General features: G+C 69.0%; 22 protein-coding genes. 5 read left to right on the top strand and 17 right to left on the bottom strand.

Going from position 1 to position 20,060, the window contains the following annotated elements:
• Position 1 precedes the first annotated feature (1 nt).
• The 4 genes from B3E43_RS04605 to B3E43_RS04620 form a co-directional block, all read right to left on the bottom strand.
• Positions 2–1,162: an efflux RND transporter periplasmic adaptor subunit gene (locus B3E43_RS04605; protein ID WP_292027059.1), complete on the bottom strand. Its 1,161-nt coding sequence runs from the start codon at positions 1,160–1,162 to the stop codon at positions 2–4.
• Positions 1,159–2,418, bottom strand: a complete 1,260-nt coding sequence (locus B3E43_RS04610) for a TolC family protein (RefSeq protein ID WP_292027061.1) — start codon at positions 2,416–2,418, stop codon at positions 1,159–1,161. The genes B3E43_RS04605 and B3E43_RS04610 overlap by 4 nt, the downstream gene beginning before the upstream one ends.
• A 55-nt stretch (positions 2,419–2,473) precedes the next feature.
• Positions 2,474–2,791 (bottom strand): hypothetical protein, encoded by a 318-nt coding sequence (locus tag B3E43_RS04615; RefSeq protein ID WP_292027063.1) that lies wholly within the window; start codon positions 2,789–2,791, stop codon positions 2,474–2,476.
• Positions 2,792–2,898: 107 nt separating this feature from the next.
• On the bottom strand, positions 2,899–3,549 hold the full coding sequence (locus B3E43_RS04620; RefSeq protein ID WP_292027065.1) for a cation transporter: 651 nt from the start codon (positions 3,547–3,549) through the stop codon (positions 2,899–2,901).
• Positions 3,550–3,650: 101 nt separating this feature from the next.
• Between B3E43_RS04620 and B3E43_RS04625 the strand changes: the two genes are divergently transcribed.
• Positions 3,651–4,094, top strand: a complete 444-nt coding sequence (locus B3E43_RS04625) for a helix-turn-helix domain-containing protein (protein ID WP_349677559.1) — start codon at positions 3,651–3,653, stop codon at positions 4,092–4,094.
• Between the two features lie 178 nt (positions 4,095–4,272).
• Here the strand turns inward: B3E43_RS04625 and B3E43_RS04630 are convergent, their stop codons facing one another.
• The 3 genes from B3E43_RS04630 to B3E43_RS04640 form a co-directional block, all read right to left on the bottom strand.
• Positions 4,273–5,799, bottom strand: coding sequence for a tyrosine-type recombinase/integrase (locus B3E43_RS04630; RefSeq protein WP_292027069.1), 1,527 nt, complete (start codon positions 5,797–5,799; stop codon positions 4,273–4,275).
• A gap of 306 nt (positions 5,800–6,105) precedes the next feature.
• Complete coding sequence (locus B3E43_RS04635) at positions 6,106–6,540, bottom strand: hypothetical protein (RefSeq protein WP_292027071.1); 435 nt, start codon at positions 6,538–6,540, stop codon at positions 6,106–6,108.
• A gap of 107 nt (positions 6,541–6,647) precedes the next feature.
• On the bottom strand, positions 6,648–6,998 hold the full coding sequence (locus B3E43_RS04640; RefSeq protein ID WP_292027073.1) for a hypothetical protein: 351 nt from the start codon (positions 6,996–6,998) through the stop codon (positions 6,648–6,650).
• A gap of 196 nt (positions 6,999–7,194) precedes the next feature.
• Here B3E43_RS04640 and B3E43_RS04645 point away from each other — a divergent pair, with 196 nt between their 5' ends.
• The 3 genes from B3E43_RS04645 (at position 7,195) to alr (ending at position 11,681) form a co-directional block, all read left to right on the top strand.
• Entirely contained in the window at positions 7,195–9,426 is a 2,232-nt protein-coding gene (locus B3E43_RS04645) for a DEAD/DEAH box helicase (RefSeq protein ID WP_292027076.1), read from the top strand.
• An 89-nt stretch (positions 9,427–9,515) separates the two neighbouring features.
• On the top strand, positions 9,516–10,598 hold the full coding sequence (locus tag B3E43_RS04650; RefSeq protein ID WP_292027078.1) for an ABC transporter ATP-binding protein: 1,083 nt from the start codon (positions 9,516–9,518) through the stop codon (positions 10,596–10,598).
• A gap of 45 nt (positions 10,599–10,643) precedes the next feature.
• Positions 10,644–11,681, top strand: coding sequence for an alanine racemase (gene alr / locus B3E43_RS04655; RefSeq protein WP_292027080.1), 1,038 nt, complete (start codon positions 10,644–10,646; stop codon positions 11,679–11,681).
• A 6-nt stretch (positions 11,682–11,687) separates the two neighbouring features.
• Here the strand turns inward: alr and B3E43_RS04660 are convergent, their stop codons facing one another.
• The 3 genes from B3E43_RS04660 to B3E43_RS04670 form a co-directional block, all read right to left on the bottom strand.
• A complete protein-coding gene (locus B3E43_RS04660) occupies positions 11,688–12,962 on the bottom strand; it encodes a metal-dependent hydrolase family protein (RefSeq protein ID WP_292027082.1) in 1,275 nt (424 codons plus the stop codon).
• A gap of 103 nt (positions 12,963–13,065) precedes the next feature.
• Positions 13,066–14,274 carry an acyl-CoA dehydrogenase family protein gene (locus B3E43_RS04665; protein ID WP_292027084.1) on the bottom strand — a complete coding sequence of 403 codons (1,209 nt, stop codon included), beginning with the start codon at positions 14,272–14,274 and terminating at the stop codon, positions 13,066–13,068.
• 77 nt (positions 14,275–14,351) lie between these two features.
• Positions 14,352–14,657, bottom strand: coding sequence for an SCP2 sterol-binding domain-containing protein (locus B3E43_RS04670; protein WP_292027087.1), 306 nt, complete (start codon positions 14,655–14,657; stop codon positions 14,352–14,354).
• A 353-nt stretch (positions 14,658–15,010) separates the two neighbouring features.
• Here B3E43_RS04670 and B3E43_RS16190 point away from each other — a divergent pair, with 353 nt between their 5' ends.
• Positions 15,011–15,538, top strand: a complete 528-nt coding sequence (locus B3E43_RS16190; RefSeq protein ID WP_414631337.1) for a hypothetical protein — start codon at positions 15,011–15,013, stop codon at positions 15,536–15,538.
• A gap of 116 nt (positions 15,539–15,654) precedes the next feature.
• Here the strand turns inward: B3E43_RS16190 and B3E43_RS04680 are convergent, their stop codons facing one another.
• From B3E43_RS04680 to gspG, 7 genes are all read right to left on the bottom strand, one after another.
• Complete coding sequence (locus B3E43_RS04680) at positions 15,655–16,065, bottom strand: hypothetical protein (RefSeq protein ID WP_292027089.1); 411 nt, start codon at positions 16,063–16,065, stop codon at positions 15,655–15,657.
• Positions 16,066–16,287: 222 nt separating this feature from the next.
• Positions 16,288–16,935: a hypothetical protein gene (locus B3E43_RS04685; RefSeq protein ID WP_292027091.1), complete on the bottom strand. Its 648-nt coding sequence runs from the start codon at positions 16,933–16,935 to the stop codon at positions 16,288–16,290.
• 75 nt (positions 16,936–17,010) lie between these two features.
• Complete coding sequence (gene gspM, locus B3E43_RS04690; protein ID WP_292027093.1) at positions 17,011–17,502, bottom strand: type II secretion system protein GspM; 492 nt, start codon at positions 17,500–17,502, stop codon at positions 17,011–17,013.
• Positions 17,499–18,602 carry a type II secretion system protein GspL gene (gspL, locus tag B3E43_RS04695; protein ID WP_292027096.1) on the bottom strand — a complete coding sequence of 368 codons (1,104 nt, stop codon included), beginning with the start codon at positions 18,600–18,602 and terminating at the stop codon, positions 17,499–17,501. The genes gspM and gspL overlap by 4 nt, the downstream gene beginning before the upstream one ends.
• Positions 18,599–19,087 carry a type II secretion system minor pseudopilin GspI gene (gene gspI, locus B3E43_RS04700; protein ID WP_349677556.1) on the bottom strand — a complete coding sequence of 163 codons (489 nt, stop codon included), beginning with the start codon at positions 19,085–19,087 and terminating at the stop codon, positions 18,599–18,601. The genes gspL and gspI overlap by 4 nt, the downstream gene beginning before the upstream one ends.
• On the bottom strand, positions 19,080–19,553 hold the full coding sequence (locus B3E43_RS04705; protein WP_349677557.1) for a GspH/FimT family pseudopilin: 474 nt from the start codon (positions 19,551–19,553) through the stop codon (positions 19,080–19,082). Before B3E43_RS04705 ends, gspI begins: the two co-directional genes overlap by 8 nt.
• Entirely contained in the window at positions 19,522–19,983 is a 462-nt protein-coding gene (gene gspG, locus B3E43_RS04710) for a type II secretion system major pseudopilin GspG (RefSeq protein ID WP_292027422.1), read from the bottom strand. Before gspG ends, B3E43_RS04705 begins: the two co-directional genes overlap by 32 nt.
• Positions 19,984–20,060 lie beyond the last annotated feature (77 nt).

Raw genomic sequence — 20,060 nt, forward strand, 5'->3', positions numbered from 1 at the left:
TCTAGTGCTCCACTTCGCCTGCGCCCAGCGCGGCCTTCAACAGAAAGGCGTTGCGGGCCGCGATCGTCTGGCCGGCGCGCAGGCCGGAGGTGATCTGGGCGCGTCCCGCGCTGCGCTGGCCGACGATGACGGGCGCGGCCGTGAACCCCGTGGCCGTTCTGACGAACACCACGTCGCGGCCCTCGACCGTCTGGATGGCTTCCTCGGGCACCGAGATTCCGCCCGAGGTCTGCGCATCCCGCGTATAGATTCGCGCCGAGATCGCTTGGCCGGGCCGCAGCCCGCCGACGCCCGAAAGGCTCAGGATGACGGTGGCGGCGCGGCTCTCCGCATCGACCCCCGGGGTGATCGAACGGACCGTAGCTTGGACCTCGCCTTCGGGCAGGCTGATGCTGGCACGGTCGCCGGATGCGATCCGGCCCGCATCCTCGGCCGAGACCGAGGCCTCGATCTCGATCTGGCTGGCGTTGGCGACGCGGAACAGTTCGGTCCCCGCCGTGACGAAAGCGCCGAGGGTTGCGTCCGCCGCCGTCACCCGACCGCTGATCGGGCTGACCACACCGGTGCTCCGGCCGTCGCTGGAGACGCGGGCCGCCGCCGCCGCGGACGCGGTCCGCCGCGATTCCGCCTGGGCCTCGGCCAGGACGGTCTGGGCCGCTTCCAGATCCTGGCGCGCGGTGATCTGGGCGTCGAACAGCCGCTGTTCGCGCGCCAGCGCCTGACGGGCCGCGGTGAGACGCGCCTGGGCCGCCGACCGTTCGGCGGCGATGGTCGAAGCCTCGCGGCTTTCGATCAGGGCCACGGTCTGGCCGGCGCGAACGCTATCACCCAGCCGCAGGGACACGCGGCTGATCACGCCGTCGGCGCGGGCCGCGAGGATGGCTTCGCCCTGGGGGGTTCCGACCACCGTACCCTGGGCCACAATCTCGGCGCTGAGCGAGCCGCTGCCCACGGGAGCCAGGATGATCCCGGCCGCCTGGATGCGGGCCGCGTCCATCTCCAAGGCCTCGCCGGCGCCATGCGCCTCTTCTTCCTCGGCCTGCGCCTCGGGCGCAGCCTCGGGACCTCGTGTCATGCTCCACACCGCGTAACCGCCGCCCAGGATAATCACGGTGGCCGCTGCACCCGCGAGGAGGCGTTGCTGATTGGTCAGTTTCTTCATGGGATGGACCCTTCGGTTGCGGTGGCGCGGGTCAGGGCGGCGACGGCTTGCGCGCGCTCCAGCTCGGCGGTGATCATGTCGGCCTGCAGGGTGTTCAGCGCCTCTTCGGCGTCGAGCACGTCCAGCAGGGTGAAGCGGCCGGCCGAGAAGCCTTCACGCGCGATGCGCACGGCCTCCAGCGCCTCGGGTTCAGCCTGGGTTTCCAGGAAGGCGAGCCGCGCCTCGGCCGTCCGCAGAGCGGCCTGGGCGTCGCGCGTGCGCCGGATCGCCCCGGCCAGAGCGGCGTTTCGGCGGGCTTCGGCTCCGGCCCGCTCGGCGTTTGCTGCGGCGACATTGCCCTGGTTGCGGTCGAAGACGCCGATCGGCATGGAGGCGCCGACCACCATCGCCGTGTCGTCTGTGCCGCGGAACTGACGGGCGCCGACGCTGACCGTCACATCAGGGCGCGACAGGGTTCGTTCACGGTCCACGACCGCGATCGAGGTCGCGACTTCCGCCTCGGCCAGACGCACATCCAGCGCGTTCGCCGGGTCGAGGACGGCCTCGGGCGCGGGCCCGGCCTCGGACGCCACGGGCTCGGGCAGGTCGTCGCTTCCTCCCCAGAGGGCGGCGAGCGCCCGCTGAGCTTCTGCATATTCAGCTTCGGCGGCTCGAACCCGACCGACCGCTTCCAGGGCGACTGTACGGGCCCTCAGCGCTCGAAGCGGCGGTTCGCGGCCGGCATCGACCAATTCGGTCGCGATGGTCTGCAGGTTGTCAGCGCGCAAGAACTGTTCGCGGGCGAGTTCAACCCGCCGGCTGTCGGCCCAGGCTTCGGCGTAGGCGTCACGCACCTGCTGTTGCAGGTCCGCGCGCGCGACCGCCAGACGCAACCGGGCGGCGTCGACTTCGGCCCGGGCGGCGCGCTCGCGCGCCGGCCGCTTGCCGCCGAGCTCGAACCGCTGCCCCAAACTGAGAGTGCTTTCGGCGTCGTCGAGGCCCGAGAAGGCGCCGGTGCCGGCGAAATTCTCGATCTCCAGCCCAAGCTCCGGATTCGGGCGGAAGCCGGCTTGCTGCGCCCGGCCGAGGGCCGCGGCCACATCGGCTTCGGCCGCGGCGAGCGTCGGCGAGGAGGCTGAGGCGCGGGCCAGCACTTCGGCCAGAGTGACGGGTTCGGCGAAGGCTGACCCCGGGGCCAGCATGGCCAGGATCGCCGCAAGGGCGACCGTGGCTCCACCGGCCGCGGTGTGCGGCAGGCGGCGATTAGGGGATGGCATAGGTCCTGTTTCCCAGATGGTTGACGTGGAGAGCGCGCGTTCGCGCGCGATCCCGTCAGCCTCTGGGAGGGCGGTCCGGACCGGTGGGTGCGTGGGACGGCGGGCCGTCGGCGGGCGCCAAAGCGATCAAATCGGCGGCGCCCAGGGTCGTGGCCGGAACGTTGGACGCTTCAGCCACGGTCACGCCGCTGTGATGGCAGTGACCATGAGAACAGATGACATGGCTGTCCGACCCGCCGCCATCGTCCGGCTGGGCCGGGGCGTCGGTCGCCGCCTCCGAAGTATGGGATATCGTCGCCTCGGGACCGCAGACCGCGGCATCGACGGCGGACACCAGGACGAACAGCGACAGGAACGACGCGAGCAGCGCCATCACCAGTCCATGCCTGATCGCAGGAAATCCCATGCGGTCCCATACCATGATCGGCCGCCGCTTCAATCTCGTCATCGTCGCACCGCGGTCGCCCCGACGTTTCGGCATCAGGCCGCCTCCCGCAATTCCTGCCGCGACTGGCGCACGATCGACCAGGCCGACTGCAGGAAGACGAGCGCGAGGATCGCCCCGGCGATCAGGTCCGGCCAGCGCGAGGCGGTGAGCCAGACCAGTCCCCCGGCGCCGGCGACGACCAGGCTCTCGATCAGGTCGTTGCGGGTGCAGAGCCAGACCGAGCGGACATTGGCGTCGCCGTCGCGATGGCGCACCAGCAGCAAGGCGGCGACCGCGTTGGCGAGGAAGCCAAACAGGCCAAGGCCGGTGATCACCGCCCCTTCGGGCGGGGCGCCCGAAGCCGCTCGCCAGACCGCGAAGCCCAGGATGAACACGGCGAGCAGCGCCAGGCTGGTCCCCTTGAGAAGGGCCGCGCCTGATCGCACCCGCACCGATTTGCCGATCGCCCACAGGCTGATGGCGTATGTCGCGCTGTCAGCGAGGAAATCGAGGGCGTTGGCGCCCAGGGCGGCGGAGCCCTGGATGAGCGCCCCGCCCGCGACCGCCACGAAGGCCACTGCATTGATGGCGATCACAGACAGCAGGATGCGGCGATAGGCGGGAGTCGCGCCGTCGAACTTGACAGGCGCGCCGCAACCGCACCCCGAAGCGGCGGGAAGATCCTGGGTCAGGGGTTCGGTCATGGGCGCTCCGGCGATCTTCGCGACCTGTTGTGCATCCTCTAGCCTCTAGAGGATCAAGCGCTTATTCTGCCGTCATGCCTGCAACCCCCGCCTCCCCTTCCCTGCGCACCATCGGCAAGCTGGCCGCGGCCACCGGCGTGAAGGTCCCGACTATCCGCTTCTACGAGCAGATCGGGCTGCTGCCCGCGCCGCCGCGAACGGCGAGCGACCGTCGCCTCTATGACGACATCGCCCTGCGGCGCCTCTCCTTCATCCGTCATTCGCGTCAGCTCGGCTTCGACCTGGATTCGATCCGATCCCTGCTCGACCTGTCCGATCATCCGGATCGTCCCTGCGGCGAAGCCAACGTGATCGCGGAGCGGCACCTCGCCGACGTGACAGCGAAGATTACCCAGCTTCAGGCGCTGAGCACGGAGCTGTCGCGGATGACAGCCGAATGCGCCGGCGGGAGGGTCTCCGCCTGCAAGGTCATTGAGGTGCTGCACAACCACGGGCTTTGTGCTCAAGGCCATGATGGTGGAACCTCGGCGTCAGCGACAGCCTGACGCGGGTCCGGGTCGATCCAAGGTCAAGGCGGTGAACGCCCCGCGCCTGCTTGCGCGCTGAATTCGGCGGCCGACCGTTCTCAGGCGGCGCGCGGCCCGAACAGAGGATGCAAGAGCCCGCAAAGCTTGCTCGACGCTCACAGACGGACGGATCGTGTCCGTAACCGCCTCCAAACACCTATCGAAACCCGCCAATCCAGTCCTCCACCTGCGCGCGTGAACCCGCTGCGGCGCGTTCGAGGCCGACCTTGCCCAAGATCGCCAGATGCGAGCTCGCGGTGGACGGATGGCGGGACATATCCATGCAGATCGAGAGCACGGCCTCGTGGAGATCTCCCTTTTGGCACAGCGCGAGCGCCCGCGCCTTGGCCTCGCTGACATGCCCAGCGCCTGCATGAGGCAATGGAACGTCCTCGCGCTGCGCGACCGCATTGCCCGGCCGGATAAGATGGTTCGCCCACAACTCCAGCGCCGCCCGCTTCTCCGGCACATAGGTGTGCCGGTCATAGACGCTGGTGACCGCCGCGCCTTCATTGGGCGTATGCCCGAGCACCAGTCCGACCACGAACCGGCTGACGCCATAGCGCCCCGTCAACGTTGTCGCGCCAGACCGCCGGACGTCGTGAGGCGACCCCACCGCCAGCTTTCTGCGCGTGCAGGTCCGGGCGAAGGCGCGGGTGATGGCGTGCGGGTCCAGATGCTGGCCGGGAGAACGGGCAGATGGAAAGAGGTAGGGGCTGCCGGGATCAAGCGCCCAGGCGACCTCCAGCACCTCGAGCGCGTCGGGCCCCATGGGGACGACGTGCTGATGTTTGGCCTTGGCCCGCTCCGACGGGATGGTCCAGATCTTCGCGGCGCGATCGAACTCCGTCTTTCGGGCGCCGGCGACCTCGTTGCGGCGGGTCAGCGTCAGCATCAACAGCTGGATGGCCAAGCCCATCGCGGGCTCGAGACGGGCATGAATCCCGGCGGTCTTCTCGCCCGGCGCCCGCGGCACGGACGCCTCGGACGCTGCGTCCCAGAGCGTCTTCAAGGCCGCGTCATCGAACATGCGCTCGCGCGAAGTAAGGGCCAGCGGTCTGGCCAGCCCGAGCGCGGGGTTCGCCTCCAACCGCTCCTCGAGCACGGCGAACCCCAGGACAGCGTGCAGCACCGAGCCGATCGAGGCCACGCTGGCCGCCGCCAGCCCGCTGTCGGTCACTAGCGTCCGCATGAAGACCTTGATGTCGGCGCGCCGCAGTTCCGTGAACGGTCGCGCGCCCAGCCGAGGTTGAATGTGGTTGCGCCACATCTGACGTTCGTTGCTGAGAGTGACCTCGCGCTTCGGCCGCCGGCGGCCTCCGTGAAGTCCCACCGTCGCCGCCTGCCAGTAGGCCTCAGCGAGTTCGTCGAGGGATTCCCCGGTTCGCGCCCGTTCACGGGCGGCGGTCTTTTCCGCGACGGGATCTCCGCCGTCCACCACCGCGATCCGCAATCCCGCGACCTTCGCCCGGGCCTCGGCGAGAGACAGGTCGGGATAGGCGCCAAGGCACAGACGTCGCCTCGTTCCGTTCGCCGCGACATAGCGGAACTCGAACTGCCTCAGCCCGGTGGGGAAGACACGAACTCCCAGTCCCCGGCTACCGCCGATCCCAATCTCGTAGACTTTGTCAGCGGGTTTCAGACCCGAGATCTGACGATCTGTGGTAAGCAGAAGGCGGGCCACAATGCGCTCTCCTCGCGCCTGCGCTGCAAATCAAGCGCCTCCCAAACTAGCATTTCCTGGGGCGCTGGTGGGGCGCCAAATGCAGAATTCTGTGAAAAAGCAAGAAAAGCGCTGAAATCTTAAAATGCATAATTTCAGCAAGTTATCGAGTTATGCACAGTCCTGAAATGCCCTGAAATTGCCTTTGAGGCCCTTCACACCGAGGGGGTCACAGGTTCAATCCCTGTCGCATCCACCATTCCTGTCCGGCGCCAGACGCCGATGGTTCAGGTTTCGCCTTACAGATTGCGGCCAGGCCGCAGGTCGTCAGACCGGCGTGGCGCTGGCGTCGCCGACCAGATGCCAGCCGCCGGGCGGCAGCATATTGGCGAGGAACGACGGGCGGTGTCCGCGCAGCACGACCCGCAGCGCCGGCCCGCCGGCCTGGTCGACAATCTCGTATTTCGCCTCAAAGGCCGGGGCGTTCGGCCACCGGCGCATTTCGGCGGCGACAAAGGCGGCGGCGCGCGTGCGGGCGGCGGCGAGGTCTGCGGCAGGATCCAGCGCCTCCGCCCCTGCCGCGGCGGCGCCGTCGGCGATGGTCTGCAGCCGGTCCTGCGAGCGGTTGACCGCCAGAAGATCGATTCCGCCAACGGCCAGCAGGAAGACCGCGGGACCGACAAAGGCGAATTTCAGCGCGATCGATCCACCCGTGGCGCGCAGGAAGCCATCAGTAGTCGGGATAGGGGCGAAGCGGCTCACAACATTGTTCCTATTGGGCCGGACACGGCCCGCAGGTGCGTCGAACGAGCCGGAAGTTTACTCGCAGGAGCCTTAATCGACCGTGTCGGCGACCGGGGTTCGGCGTCCTACAGTTCCGCGAGGGCGACGCCCTTGTCCGACAGGTATTTGGAGCCGATGTAGGCGGTCGCGAGCCACAGGGCGGACCAGAGAGTCCATGCCACCGTCGCCGATTCCAGGCTGATGTTGACGTCCTGCGCCGTCCGGAACTGGCTGATCGCTCCCACCGCTGCGGCGGCGGCGGCGGACGCCAGCACCACGACCCGAGACCACGGCTGCGCCAGAAGCAGGGCGAATCCGCCGATCGTCAGCAGCACGGCCGAGATCAACCACGGCAGCTCCTGCCGGTTCAGGCCGAAGGCAGCGTTGAACAGGGCGTAGATCAGAAGGGTTGAGCCGGCGGCGCGAAGGACGAACATGGGATATGCCTGCGTGAACCCGCCCAGTATCTGCCCCGGAGGCTCTCCAATTGGTAAAGCCCTCGATCGTCCTGTAAGGGGCGCAGCCTCAATTCGGCGGCTTTCACCATTCCGCCGTTATTTCCCCTCATACGCCGCCGTCCGCCGCCTTCCGCGCCGACCGTTCGCGCGCTGAATCGTGCTATTGGACCGCCCCATGCCCTTCCCCGCCAGTCATCCCGCGCTCGATCGCGCCCTTTCCGAACGCGGCTATGCCGAGCCCACGCCGGTGCAATCCGCCGTGCTGGAGGCCGAACAGGGCCGCGACCTGCTGGTTTCCGCCCAGACCGGTTCCGGCAAGACCGTCGCCTTCGGTCTGGCCCTCGCCCCCACCCTGCTGGGCGAGGCGGAGAAATTCGCCGAGTTCGGCGCGCCGGTGGCCCTGGTCATCGCGCCCACCCGCGAGCTGGCCCTTCAGGTCTCCAACGAACTGCAGTGGCTCTACGCCCAGACCGGCGCGCGCATCGTCTCCTGCGTCGGCGGCATGGACCCCAAGGTCGAGCGCCGCGCGCTGGAACGCGGCTGCCACATCGTCGTCGGCACGCCCGGCCGTCTGCGTGACCACCTCGAGCGCGGCTCGCTGGACCTGACGACCCTGCAGGCCGTCGTGCTCGATGAAGCCGACGAAATGCTGGACATGGGCTTCCACGAGGACCTGACCTTCATCCTCGAGACCGCCCCGGCCGAGCGCCGCACCCTGATGTTCTCGGCCACCCTGGCGCGCGACATCGTGCAGCTGGCCAAGACCTACCAGAAGGACGCCCTTCGCATCGATACCGTGGCGGGCAACGCCTCTCACGCCGACATCGAATACAAGGCCATCCGCGTCGCCCCGAACGAGGTCGAACTGGCCGTCGTCAATGTGCTTCGCTATTTCGAGGCCCCCGGGGCGCTGGTGTTCGCCAACACGCGTGAGCGGGTGAAACACCTGACCTCGTCCCTGCGCGAACGCGGCTTCTCGGTCGTCGGCCTGTCCGGCGAACTGACCCAGAGCCAGCGGTCCGAGGCCCTGCAGGCTCTGCGCGACGGCCATGCCCGCGTCTGCGTCGCCACCGACGTCGCCGCCCGCGGCCTCGACCTGCCGGATCTCGGTCTGGTCATCCACGCCGAGATTCCGGTGAACAAGGCCGGTCTGCTGCACCGTTCGGGCCGCACGGGCCGAGCCGGCAAGAAGGGCGTCTCCGTCCTGCTGGTCAGCTACACGCGCCGCCGCAAGGTCGAGCTGATGCTGCAGTCGGCCTCAATCAAGGCCGAATGGTCGGGCCCGCCCTCGGCTGAGATGATCCTGGCCAACGACCACATCCGCATGCTGGCCGATCCCGTGTTGATCGCGCCGGTCGAGGACGAAGCGGTCCTCGCGCTCGGCAAGCAGTTGCTCGAGAAGAGCACGCCCGAACAGGTCGCTGCCGCCCTGATCCGCCTGTACCAGCAGAAGCTGCCCGCGCCGGAAGATGTCTATGACGACGACCGGATGAAGCGTCAGCAGGAGACCGGCAAGAACGACAAGGGCCAGGCCGACGTCCCGTACACCGACTTCGCCCGCGGCGGCGACATGACCTGGTACCGGATCAACATCGGCCGCGACAAGAACGCCGATCCGAAATGGCTCATGCCGACCATCTGCCGTCTGGGCCATGTGACCAAGCGCGACATCGGCTCGATCAAGATCTTCGAGCGCGAGACCAAGTTCGAGATCACCCAGGAAATGCAGGCCAAATTCGAGGCCGCCATCGCCCTGGGCCTTGAGGACGGCGTCAAGATCGATCCGGCCGTCAAGCCGGGCCCCTCCGAAAAGCCCGTCAGCCGCTGGGACAAGAAACCCGCGAGCGGCGACCGTCCCGACAAAAAGCCATGGAAGGCCCGCGAGGAAGGCGGCGACAAGCCGGCCTGGAAGCCGCGCGAGGATCGTCCCGAAGGCGCGAAAAAGCCCTGGGTCAAGCGTGAGGACACCGCTCCGGCGGAGAAGAAGCCGTGGGTGAAGCGGGACGATGCGGGCCCGACCACCGAGAAGAAACCTTGGGTGAAGCGTGAGGACGGCCCCGACAGGCCGGCGTGGAAGGCCCGCGAGGACCGTCCGCAGGGCGACAAGAAGCCTTGGGTGAAACGCGACGACGCCCCTGCCCCGGCCGCCGAAGGCAAGAAACTTTGGGTCAAACGCACGCCCAACGATCCGACGCCCGAAGGCAAGAAGCCCTGGGTCAAGAAGCCTCCGGTCGAGGGCAAGACGCCCTGGGCCCCGCGCTCCGACGCCGAGGCGGCTCCGGCCGCCGCAGGCGACAAGCCGTGGAAGGGCAAGCCCAAGGGCGGCGATCGTCCGTGGGCAGCCAAGGATGCTCGCGGCAAGCCCGCAGCGCCCCGCGCGCCGTACAAGGCCAAGGGGCCTCGCTAGCCCCTTCCCTGCTCTCACATCGCGAGGATTGATCGCGCACTGTAACCGTTTACGGTGCCCTCAGTTCAGGTAGTTGCGGGCAGGCAATCATGGCGGACGTCCGGCTGACCGGCGTGACCAAGAGCTTCGGGACCACCCAGGTTCTGAAAGGCGTCGATCTGGAGATCGCCGACGGCGAGTTCGTGGTCTTCGTCGGCCCGTCGGGATGCGGCAAGTCCACCCTGCTGCGCACCATCGCCGGTCTGGAAGAGGCGACCGGCGGCGACATCGCCATCGGCGGCCGTTCGGTCAACGATCTGTCGCCGTCCGACCGGGGTATCGCCATGGTGTTCCAGTCCTACGCCCTCTATCCGCACATGAGCGTCTACGAGAACATGGCCTTCGGCCTGAAGCTGGCCAAGGCGGACAAGGCCGAGATCGACCGGCGGGTGCGCGGCGCAGCCGAGACGCTGAACATCACCGACTATCTGGACCGCAAGCCCAAGGCCCTGTCCGGCGGCCAGCGCCAGCGCGTCGCCATCGGCCGGGCTATCGTCCGCGAGCCGCAGGTCTTCCTGTTCGACGAGCCCCTGTCCAACCTCGACGCCGCCCTGCGGGTGCGGATGCGCTACGAATTCGCCAGCCTGCATGAGCGGCTGAAGACGACCATGGTCTATGTCACCCATGACCAGGTCGAGGCCATGACCCTGGCGGACCGGATCGTGGTGCTGAACGCCGGACAGATCGAACAGGTCGGAAAGCCGATGGAGCTGTACGAACGGCCGCGCAATCTGTTCGTGGCCGAGTTCATCGGCAGTCCGAAGATGAACCTCCTGCCCGCCGAAATTGTCTCCGCCACGGCCAGGGGCGCGACCGTGCGCACCGCGGCGGGCGAGAGCCTGAAGGTGGCCGTCCACGCCGCCCGGGCCAAGGCCGGCGACAAGGTCACGCTGGGCGTCCGTCCCGAGCACCTGACGACCGGGGGCAAGGGCGATGCGGTCTCCGCAAAGGTCGTCTTCGTCGAGACCCTGGGGCATGCCACCTATGCCTATCTGACGGCGGGTGATGAGCCGGTGACCGTGTTGCTGCCCGGCGATGTGCGGCCCTCGGCCGGCGAGACCCTGAGCCTGCGGGTTCCGGCGGATCAGGCGCATCTGTTCGACGCCGGCGGCGAGGCTTTCGACCGTCTGTAAACGGCGCTTGTTGCATCGCACAACACAACGCTTCTAGATGGCCGGATGCCCGCCCCGGCCACGCTCACCGTCGACCTGAACGCCCTCGCCGCGAACTTCCGCACGCTGGAAGCGGTCGGCGGCGTGCCGGTGCATCCGGTGGTCAAGGCCGACAGCTATGGCCTCGGAGCCGCCGCCTGCGCGCAGCGGCTGATGGCCGAGGGCGCGCGGACCTTCTTTGTAGCCCGGACCAGCGAGGGCGAACGGCTGCGAGAGGCGCTCGGCGCGGGACCGGCCATCTATGTGCTGGACGGCTGCCTGGCGGGCCGCGCCGCCCGGCTCCGCGCGGCGAGCTTGCGACCCGTGCTGAACGCCGAAGCCCAGCTGGCGGAATGGCGAGCCACCGGCGGCGGGGCCTGCGGCGTCCAGATCGACACCGGCATGAATCGTCTTGGCTTTCGCGCCGACGCGGCGCCGGAGCCGTTCGAGGGGCTGGATCTGGTGCTGAGCCATCTGGCCTGTGCGGACGACCCGACAGAGCCGATGAACGCCCGGCAGCGCGACGCCTTCGCCGCGGCCTCGGCCCGGTATCCCGGCGCGCTGCGGTCTTTCGCCAATTCCGGCGGCGTCTTCCTCGGCGCCGACTACGCCTTCGACGCGACCCGGCCCGGCATCTGCCTGTACGGCGGCGGGCCGGAAGGCCGGCCGGACCCCCGCATCCGGCCCGTCGCGACGCTGGCGGCCGAGGTGCTGCAGCTGCACGATGTGCCGCTCAGTGAGACGGTCGGCTATTCCCGGACCTTCACAGCGCAAGGCCCGACCCGGATCGCCACCTGTGCGGCAGGCTATGCCGACGGCGTGCTGCGCAGCTACAGCCCGCGAGGACAGGTCTTCGTGGCCGGCGAGCTTCGCCCGATCGTCGGGCGGGTGTCGATGGACGCCTGCGCCGTCGATGTCACCGGGCTGGACGTCGCCGTCGGCGACCGGGTCGAGCTGTTCGGCGCCAACCGGATGCTGGACGACGCCGGCGCGGCGGCCGGCACCATTGGCTATGAACTGATCGCCGCGATCAACGCCCGGGTGCCGCGCGTCTACGTCGGCTGAAGCGCCTCAGCGCGCGTCCCGCACCACCGCCCCGCCCTTGATCACCACCGGCACGGTCTCGAGCATCCGTACATCCGCCAGCGGGTCGCCCGAGACCGCGATCAGGTCACCGTAGCGACCCGTCACGATGGCGCCGACGTCGCCCTCCCGGCCCAGGGCCTGGGCGGCGTTCCAGGTGGCGGCGCGGATCGCCTCGGCCGGGGTCATGCCGTATTCGACCATGACCGCGAACTGCCGGGCGTTCTGGCCGTGCGGATAGATGGCGGCGTCGCTGCCGAAGACCATCCGGGCTCCGGCGCGGTGGGCGGCGCGGAAATTGTCCCGCTGCAGCTGGCCGATCTCCCGGTCCTTGCGCAGATTGTCCTCGGTCGTGCCGAACCGCGTCCCGGTCTCCTGGGTGAAGTCGGTGTTGTAGATGTCCATCGACAACCAGGTCCCGTGCTCGACCGCCAGCCGGATGCCCTCGGCGTCGATCAGGGAGGCGTGTTCGATGGTGTCGATGCCGGCGCGGATGGCGTCGCGGATGCCCGAGGCGCCGTGGGCATGGGCGGCGACCTTGAGACCCCACATATGGGCCTCGTCCGCCACGGCGGTGAGCTCGGCCAGGGTCATCTGCTGCTGGCCGGGCTCGGTGTTGCGCGAGAAGACGCCGCCGGTGGCGCAGACCTTGATCACCTGGGCGCCGTATTTGCGCACCTCGCGCACGGCGTGGCGGGCGGCCTCGACGCCGTCGGTGTTGAAGGGATTGGCGCGGGCGAAGGAGCGCGGCAGGCCGTTCTCGTCACAATGGCCGCCGGTGGCGCCGAACGACGCGCCGGCCGGAATGACCCGCGGCCCCTCGACGAAGCCGCCGTCGATGGCCTGACGCAGGGCAACGTCGGCGAAGTCCGGGCCGCCCAGGTTCCGCACCGTGGTGAAGCCCGCCATGAGATTGGCGCGGGCGTGGCCGACCTGCAGGATGGTTCCGAAGTCGTCGGCGTAGTCCAGCTCGTTCCAGCCGGAGACATAGGGCGTGGAGGCCAGGTGGACGTGCATGTCGATCAGGCCGGGCAGCAGGGTCAGGCCCGGCAGGTCGAGCCGGCGCGCATCGGCGGGGAGACCGGCAGGGACGGCGGTCCCGACCGAGGTGATCCGGCCGTCGGTGACCACGACCACGGGATTGTCGACATAGCGGCCGCGCTCGACATCGACCATGCGGGCGGCGGTGACGACGAGAGTGTCGGCGAAGGCGGGCGTCGCGAGCGCGAGCGCGGCGACGACGGCGGCCAGACGATGCAGCATGATGGTTCTCCCCTGTGGTGGCGAAGCTGGCATGGCAGGCGCGGCGGGACAACCAAGGCAGATCAGACCCTTCCCCCGAAATGGGGAAAGGCGTTCTGCTGGACTACCCGCCCCGACCGCCGTGTTTCGCATACTCCAGCCGCGCCACCGTCCGGTTGTGGACCTCGTCGGGGCCGTCGGCGATGCGCAGGGTGCGCACCATGGCGTACATCTCGGCCAGCGGCGTGTCGGCCGAGACGCCGGCGCCGCCATAGGCCTGGATGGCGTCGTCGATGACCTGAAGCGCCATGCGCGGGGCGGCGACCTTGATCTGGGCGATCTCGGACTTGGCGTTCTTGGCGCCGGCCTCGTCCATCATCCAGGCGGCCTTGAGCACGAGCAGGCGGCACATTTCGATATTGGTGCGGGCCTCGCCGACGCGCTGCTCCCAGACCGAATGCTCGGCCAGGGACTTGCGGAAAGCTGTGCGCGACAGCAGGCGCTGGACCATCAACTCCAGCGCGCGCTCGGTCATGCCGATGACGCGCATGCAGTGATGGATGCGGCCGGGCCCGAGGCGCCCCTGGGCGATCTCGAAGCCCCTGCCCTCGCCGGCGATCAGGTTCTCGACGGGAACGCGGACGTTCTCCAGCACCACCTCGGCGTGGCCGATCGGCAGTTCGTCATAGCCGAACACCGACAGCATCCGCTCGACGCGGAAGCCGGGGGTGTCGACGGGGACGATGATCTGGGACTGCTGGGTGTGGACCGAGGCGTCGGGGTCGGTCTTGCCCATGACGATGGTCACCGCGACGTTGGGGTGCGCCATATTGGTCGACCACCATTTGCGGCCGTTGATCACATAGTGATCGCCGTCGCGCTCGATCCGGGTCTGGATGTTGGTGGCGTCCGAGGAGGCGACCTCGGGCTCGGTCATCAGGAAGGCCGAGCGGATCTCGCCGGCCATCAGAGGCTTGAGCCATTTCGCCTGCTGGGCCTCGTTCCCGTACATATGGAGCACTTCCATATTGCCGGTGTCGGGGGCGTTGCAGTTGAACACCTCGGCCGACCACAGATGGCGGCCCATCAGCTCGGCCAGCGGAGCGTATTCCAGATTTGTCAGGCCGGCGCCGTGATCGCCGGGCAGGAACATGTTCCACAGCCCGGCCTCGCGGGCCTTCGCCTTCATCTCCTCCATGGCCGGCGGCTGGCGCCGCGGGTTCTCGCGAACCTGGGCGCGGTATTCTTCCTCACGCGGCAGGACGTGATCGTCGAGGAAGCGCTTCAACCGCTCCTGCCAGTGCAGGGCCCTGTCGCTGTGGCGGAATTCCATGGTCGTGCTCCCGGGAAAGAAAACGGCGCGACCCCTCTGCGGGACCGCGCCGTGGAATGCCTTGCTTCAGATCACACTCAGCGCTTCAGCAGCGGGGCCAGCTTCTGGGCGATCATCATGTCGCCGGCGATCTTCAGCTTGCCCTGCATGAAGGCCATCATCGGATCCAGCGTGCCGGCCGACAGGGCCATGAAGTCGTCCCAGTTGATCGAGACGGTCGCGTCGGCGGGCTTGTCCTCATTGGTCACCGAGTTCGGGACCGAGGCGCCGTCGATGAAAATCTTGCCGACATCGCCCAGGTCGATCTTCACGGTCTTGCCCAGACCGGAGTTGTCGCCGACGGCGCCGCGGATGTGTTCGGTGACTTGAGCCAGATCGGCCATGAGCGCTTCTCCCGTAAAGTTCGTCCCCGATCGACCGGGCAACGGATTGAGGCATCGACCTAGACCGCGTCCGGGCGGATGCCAAGGTCACGCCGGGTCAAGTTGGCGAGACAAACTGTGGCGCAAGTCGCACTGCGGGGCGAAATATCGCGGTGGTCAGCCCGATTTTTCTCCCGAAAAGCGAATAACTCGCTCCACCGGGGCAAGAGGCATGACAGACGCCACAATCCAGCCAACCTCGCGGAACCGTCGCCTTGCCAACCGGTTAAGGTTACCATAACGATGATACTTCGGTCCCGGGCTATGGGGTTGTTCAGGGCCTCGTCGACGACTGGATTTTTGGGGAGCTTCAAGTGAAACACATAGTCATCGCCGCCGCCGGCGCTCTGCTGGCCCTGGCCGCAAGCGCCGGATCGTCAGCCGCCCAGGACCGGGGCTACGGACCGCCGCCTCCGCCGCCTCCGCCGCCGCCGACCTATTGCTGCGACAATCCCCCGCCTCCGTGCCGCGACGGCGGCCCGCGCGACCAGTACGGCGTCTGCCTGTGCGACTATGAGGTGAATTGGTACAATACCCCGCGGCCGTGGCACGTCGTCCGCGCCGGCGGGCCGGGTGTCCGCATCCGGGGTCGGCCGGTCGTTATCGACTCGGGCCGGATCGATATCCAGGGTCCGCCGATCTATGTCGAGGCCCCGCCCATTCGTATCCGGGCTCCGCAGATCTATCTGCGCGCGCCTGAAGTTCACGTCCGCCCGTCCGACGTCACTGTCGAGCCGCCGGAAATCCACTTCTCCGGCTGCGAAGGCCTGATCGAGTGCGAGCCGGTCGAGCACGGCGGCAGCAACACTGCCCCCCGCAGCTACGACGGCGAGCGCGGATAATAAAAAGGCCAGGACCCGACCGGACTCCGTCCGGTCGGTCTTCCCTGCCTCATCGAAAAGAGAGGCCCGCGCCGCAAGGCGTCGGGCCTCTTCTGCATCTGGTGGCGGATTTCACGTCAGTTGGTGTCGGCGGGCGCCTCAGCGGTGGCCGGGCCCGGTGCGCAGACATTCAGATCCCGAACCTCACGGATCAGCGCCATGTCGGCGCTGGCCAGAGCCGTCCGCATGGCGTCGTCACATCTGTTTTCGCTCAACATTTGATAGACTTCACGTCGCAGCGCCGCGCGGACGACGGCGGCGTCGCGCAGAGCTCTGGCCTCGCGACGGTCATCCGGCAAGCACAGGGATAGCCAGGAGGCGTCGGCGCAGCGGGCGATCAACCGCGCCTGGCGGTCTGCCTCCGCCGTGTTCATCTCAACCGGCGCGGCCAGGGTCGGGACCGAGGGCGGCACAGGAGCGGAATTGGCCGGCGCGTCGGTCGCGACCCCCGGTCCGGGCGGGGATGGTCGCAGGACTACCGGCGGCATCCTGCAGACCCAGCCCGCTGGCGTCGACTGGCACGGCACCCGGACCTCCTGCGGATCCGGCGAGACCGGAGCGGCGTCGGGGACCTGGCTAAGACCGAGCGCGAGCAATAGTGAAATCATGACCCAATCCGACGTCTGTCGTCACACCCGTACACCATACTCCTGAACGGACGTCGTGTATCCCTGTTCCGCAAGTTCCCTGTCGGGTCGCGATCGGCGCGGTCAGCCCCGGAGGTCGCCGGGGTCCTCGTGCGGTTGACGGCGGTCATCCCGACCGTCATCGCCGACGGGTTCGCCGTCTGACCGATACCATCGCACGTCGCGACGATCGCGCTCCCTCTCCCGCTCCATCCGCGCGTCGATCCGGGCGCGGCGGGCCTCGCGTTCGGCGCGATAGTCCCGGTCCGGCGCGTCGAAGCCGAACCAGCGGTCGGCGCGTCCGTCCCGACGGCCTTCAGGCGGCGCTTCGAACGTGGACGGCGCGGAGGTCATTTCCGAATTGTCGTCACGCCGCGCGACAGGACGGGGCGCAGGGGCCTCGACCGCCTCGTCGTCCCAGCGCGCATAGTCGGCGGCTTCGATCACGGCAGGCGCAGGCCGCCTGTATTCAAAACCCTCGACCAGATCGCCGACCTCCATCACCGACCCCGGCGTGATCGCCGGCTCGACCGGCGCGACCACGTGAATGTGCATCCGGTCGTCGTCGCGGATCGGCTCTGGTCCCGGCAGCGCCATGGTGCGGGCCGCAACAACCCCGAGGCCCACCGCCGACAGGACGGCGACCACGGCTATGTGATGCGGCCGGATGTTCGCCGCGAACCGGCGCACGCGTCGTTTCAGCCGGTCGAGGTCGGAAGGCGCTTCGATCATTCAGGCTACCGGAGAAGATGGGACCTCCCCGCAACCCGCCAGACCCGATCCGGTTCACGAACGCCGATCGGCGGATCAACCGCCTGCCTGGCGCGCCAGGGCGCCCTCGACCTGAAGGGTGGCGTCGGTGTTCTCGACGACGCCCAGGCTGACGACCGCGATACCGTGGTCGTGCTCCAGGGCGGACATCCAGCCGAACAGGGCCGCGCTGGAGGCGTCGGGAATGCGGAAGGCCAGGCGTCCGGAAGCGTCCATGCCCGTCGTCAGGTTCAGACCCGCCGCCTCGGCTGTGCGGGTCACGAGCGGCCCAAATCCCTCCACGTCGATGACCGGGCGGGCGGCGGCCGTCGGCGCCGTCAGCCGGAGCCCGGCCTGCACCCAGGCCAGATCCGTCTCGGCCCGGGCCCTGTCAGCGGCGGCCTGCTCACGCCAGTCCAGCGCCGGCCGCACGACGGCCAGCCAGACGAACACCGCCGCCAGAAGGACCGCCATCACGATCAGCATCCAGCGCTCGCGAACGGTGCGCCCCTCCCACCATGGATACAGCCGGTCTGTCAGCCGCCTCATCGCCCGGCCCCTATGGTGATGTCGGTGACGATCCGCCCGCCGTCCTCCAGCGTGCCGGTCTCGGTCACGGACATGCCGGCCTTGGCCATGAACCGCCGGATCACCGCCATGTCGCCGTGAGCCGGATGGCTGACCGTAGCCTTCACCCCGTCGTCCGGGTCGGCGATCAGAATGTCGAGTTCCGCCCCTTCGACGGCCTCGACGGCGGTGAACAGGGCCGCCGCCGCCGCCGTGACTCCGCCCGGAGGCGGCGCCACGGCGACCCGCCGGCGCAGGGCCTCGACCGGGTCGGCTTCGCGAGCCAGATCGGGCGCGGCCGCCGTGATGGCCGCGATCGCCTCGGTACGGGCGTCGCGCGCCGCCCGGTCGTCGCGGACCGCGCCGGCGAGGATCAGGACCAGCGGCGACAGGACCACCAGCGCCGCGAGGATCGCCGCCCGCCTCCAGCTGCCGGCGGCCTTCGCCTCGCGGTCCCCCGTGTCCAGCAGATTGATCGCCGGCGCCAGGGCCGCCGCGACCAGCGCACGCTCGACGGCGGCGGGATACTGCACCGGCTCGACCCGCCGGCCCGCGGCGATCAGTTCGACCAGATCGGGCTGGACCGTGGCGGCGAAGCGGCGGCCGCGCAGCGCCATGCCTTCGCCGAAGGACACGGCCGACAGGACGTCTTCGGCGTCGGGCTCACCCAGGGTCAGGACGTCGGGCACGAACACATCGGCGCGCACGCCCAGCGCCGCGAGATAGTCGGTCCAGGCCTCCATCAGCGAGCGGCTGACGACCGCGACCAGCCGCGGCTCGCCGGGCGGTGTCGGGGCCCCCAGCACGGTCGCCAGCCGGTCCGGCGTCGCCGCCATCTCGTCCCGCAGCATCCAAGCCGCCGCCGCACGGCCCTGGACCGTGCTGCCCGGCGGCAGATCAAGCCAGCGGATCAGCACGTCACCGCCCGGCGTCACCGCCACGGTCCGCATCGGCTCGGGCGTGGCGCCGCCGTCCAGCGTCAGTTCGCCCCGTTCGAGCACATAGCCATCGGCCCCGACGATCAGGAAGGGCGCGGGCTGGCTGCCGGTCGCGGGAATGAGGATCAGTCTGACGGGCTTCACTGGCGCGTCCTCGATCGGAACAGGGTGCGTTCCGCGGCCTGGCCCTCGGCGTCGCGGACCTTGATGTCGATGCGCAGCAGGTCGGGCTCGTCCGTTGTGGTCACGGTGCGGGTCCACACCCAGGGACGGCCGGCGAGCGGGGTTTGGCCGCTTGTGGTTCCCTCGCTGATCGTGGGGGCGATCATGGTCTCGACGGCGAGGTTTTCTGCGACGATACCGCCCAGGGTGCGGGTCTCGACGCGCGCGGCCGAGCGGGTGTTCTCGCCGGACAGGTTCAGCAGCGCCAGCGCCGCCAGGCTGAACACCGCCAGGGCCACCAGCAGCTCGATCAGCGTAAAGCCCTCTTTGTTGAGGCCGCGGTCACAGGGCTCCGCCCTGTCGACCCGACGCGGCCTGGCGCTTTGCGCATGCCCAAGGGCCCAACCCGCGCTCAAGCAGGGAGCCGCCGCGCGGCGAGCGTTAGCGCGCAACATCATGTCAGCCATTGAGGGTCACCTCTCCGGCGCCGTCGACGGTGATGGTGCGGCTGTTGCGCTCGCGGGTCAGGGTCATCGAGGCGGGTTCGGCCACGCCGGTGGGGTCGAACACGATGCGGACGGACCCCGCTGCGGGTGCGACCGTCGTGCCCGCGGTCCAGGTCTCCGGGCCGAACGGGCCATCCGTCAAGGGCGACCATGCGGCGCCGTCGAACACCATGAAGGCGTAGCCGGCAGGGGTCGTCTCGACCGCCACCGGGCGGTTGGACAGAACGGCTTCCTCGCGGGCGCGGCTCAGCCGGGCGGCGAACCGCTCGGCGTCCTCGGCCACTGACGGGCGCGGGTCGGGCACGGACAGCACCACAGCGCCGGCGGCCATTCCGATGATGGCCACCACCATCAGAAGTTCCACCAGCGTGAACCCCGAGCGGGTTCGGTGAGGTCTAGCGCCTCCAGTTGCCGAGGTCGGCGTCATCGCCCTCGCCCCCTTCCTTGCGGTCGGCGCCGTACGAGTAGATGTCGAACTGTCCGCCGTGGGCGCTCGGGCGGCGGTATTGATAGGGCTGTCCCCAGGGGTCCTCGGGCAGGCGGCGGACATAGCCGCCCTGACGATAGCGGTCCGGATTGGACAGGCCGGCCGGCGCCGTGACCAGCGACTGCAGGTCGGCGGGGAAGTCCAGATTGTCGAGCCTGTAGGTCTCGACCGCCTGCTCCAGGGTGGCGATGTCGGCCTGTGCCTTGGTCACCATGGCCTGGTCCCGGCTGGGCAGGACGTTGATCGCCACCACGGTCGCCAGCAGGCCCAGGATGACCACCACGACCATCATCTCGACGAGGGTAAAGCCAGCCTTGTTGGAGGCGCTAACGCTTGCGACGCGGTCGCTCGCTGCTTGGGCGCGGGCTATGCGCGAGACGCCAGACCGTCTCGCGTCGACAAGGCGACGCCTTGTAACTGCGGCCCAATCAGCAATGCGCTCCGCGG

Origin of the sequence: Brevundimonas sp. UBA2416, assembly GCF_002343105.1 — a bacterium.
In the GTDB taxonomy this organism is placed as follows: Bacteria; Pseudomonadota; Alphaproteobacteria; order Caulobacterales; family Caulobacteraceae; genus Brevundimonas.

What these genes read in the sequence shown, in the direction of transcription:
- B3E43_RS04605 (WP_292027059.1), bottom strand. Translation starts at nt 1,162, where the DNA reads ATGAAGAAACTGACCAATCAGCAACGCCTCCTCGCGGGTGCAGCGGCC.
- B3E43_RS04610 (WP_292027061.1), bottom strand. Translation starts at nt 2,418, where the DNA reads ATGCCATCCCCTAATCGCCGCCTGCCGCACACCGCGGCCGGTGGAGCC.
- B3E43_RS04615 (WP_292027063.1), bottom strand. Translation starts at nt 2,791, where the DNA reads ATGGCGCTGCTCGCGTCGTTCCTGTCGCTGTTCGTCCTGGTGTCCGCC.
- B3E43_RS04620 (WP_292027065.1), bottom strand. Translation starts at nt 3,549, where the DNA reads ATGACCGAACCCCTGACCCAGGATCTTCCCGCCGCTTCGGGGTGCGGT.
- B3E43_RS04640 (WP_292027073.1), bottom strand. Translation starts at nt 6,998, where the DNA reads ATGTTCGTCCTTCGCGCCGCCGGCTCAACCCTTCTGATCTACGCCCTG.
- B3E43_RS04645 (WP_292027076.1), top strand. Translation starts at nt 7,195, where the DNA reads ATGCCCTTCCCCGCCAGTCATCCCGCGCTCGATCGCGCCCTTTCCGAA.
- B3E43_RS04650 (WP_292027078.1), top strand. Translation starts at nt 9,516, where the DNA reads ATGGCGGACGTCCGGCTGACCGGCGTGACCAAGAGCTTCGGGACCACC.
- alr (WP_292027080.1), top strand. Translation starts at nt 10,644, where the DNA reads ATGCCCGCCCCGGCCACGCTCACCGTCGACCTGAACGCCCTCGCCGCG.
- B3E43_RS04660 (WP_292027082.1), bottom strand. Translation starts at nt 12,962, where the DNA reads ATGCTGCATCGTCTGGCCGCCGTCGTCGCCGCGCTCGCGCTCGCGACG.
- B3E43_RS04665 (WP_292027084.1), bottom strand. Translation starts at nt 14,274, where the DNA reads ATGGAATTCCGCCACAGCGACAGGGCCCTGCACTGGCAGGAGCGGTTG.
- B3E43_RS04670 (WP_292027087.1), bottom strand. Translation starts at nt 14,657, where the DNA reads ATGGCCGATCTGGCTCAAGTCACCGAACACATCCGCGGCGCCGTCGGC.
- B3E43_RS04680 (WP_292027089.1), bottom strand. Translation starts at nt 16,065, where the DNA reads ATGCCGCCGGTAGTCCTGCGACCATCCCCGCCCGGACCGGGGGTCGCG.
- B3E43_RS04685 (WP_292027091.1), bottom strand. Translation starts at nt 16,935, where the DNA reads ATGATCGAAGCGCCTTCCGACCTCGACCGGCTGAAACGACGCGTGCGC.
- gspM (WP_292027093.1), bottom strand. Translation starts at nt 17,502, where the DNA reads ATGAGGCGGCTGACAGACCGGCTGTATCCATGGTGGGAGGGGCGCACC.
- gspI (WP_349677556.1), bottom strand. Translation starts at nt 19,087, where the DNA reads ATGGCTGACATGATGTTGCGCGCTAACGCTCGCCGCGCGGCGGCTCCC.
- B3E43_RS04705 (WP_349677557.1), bottom strand. Translation starts at nt 19,553, where the DNA reads ATGACGCCGACCTCGGCAACTGGAGGCGCTAGACCTCACCGAACCCGC.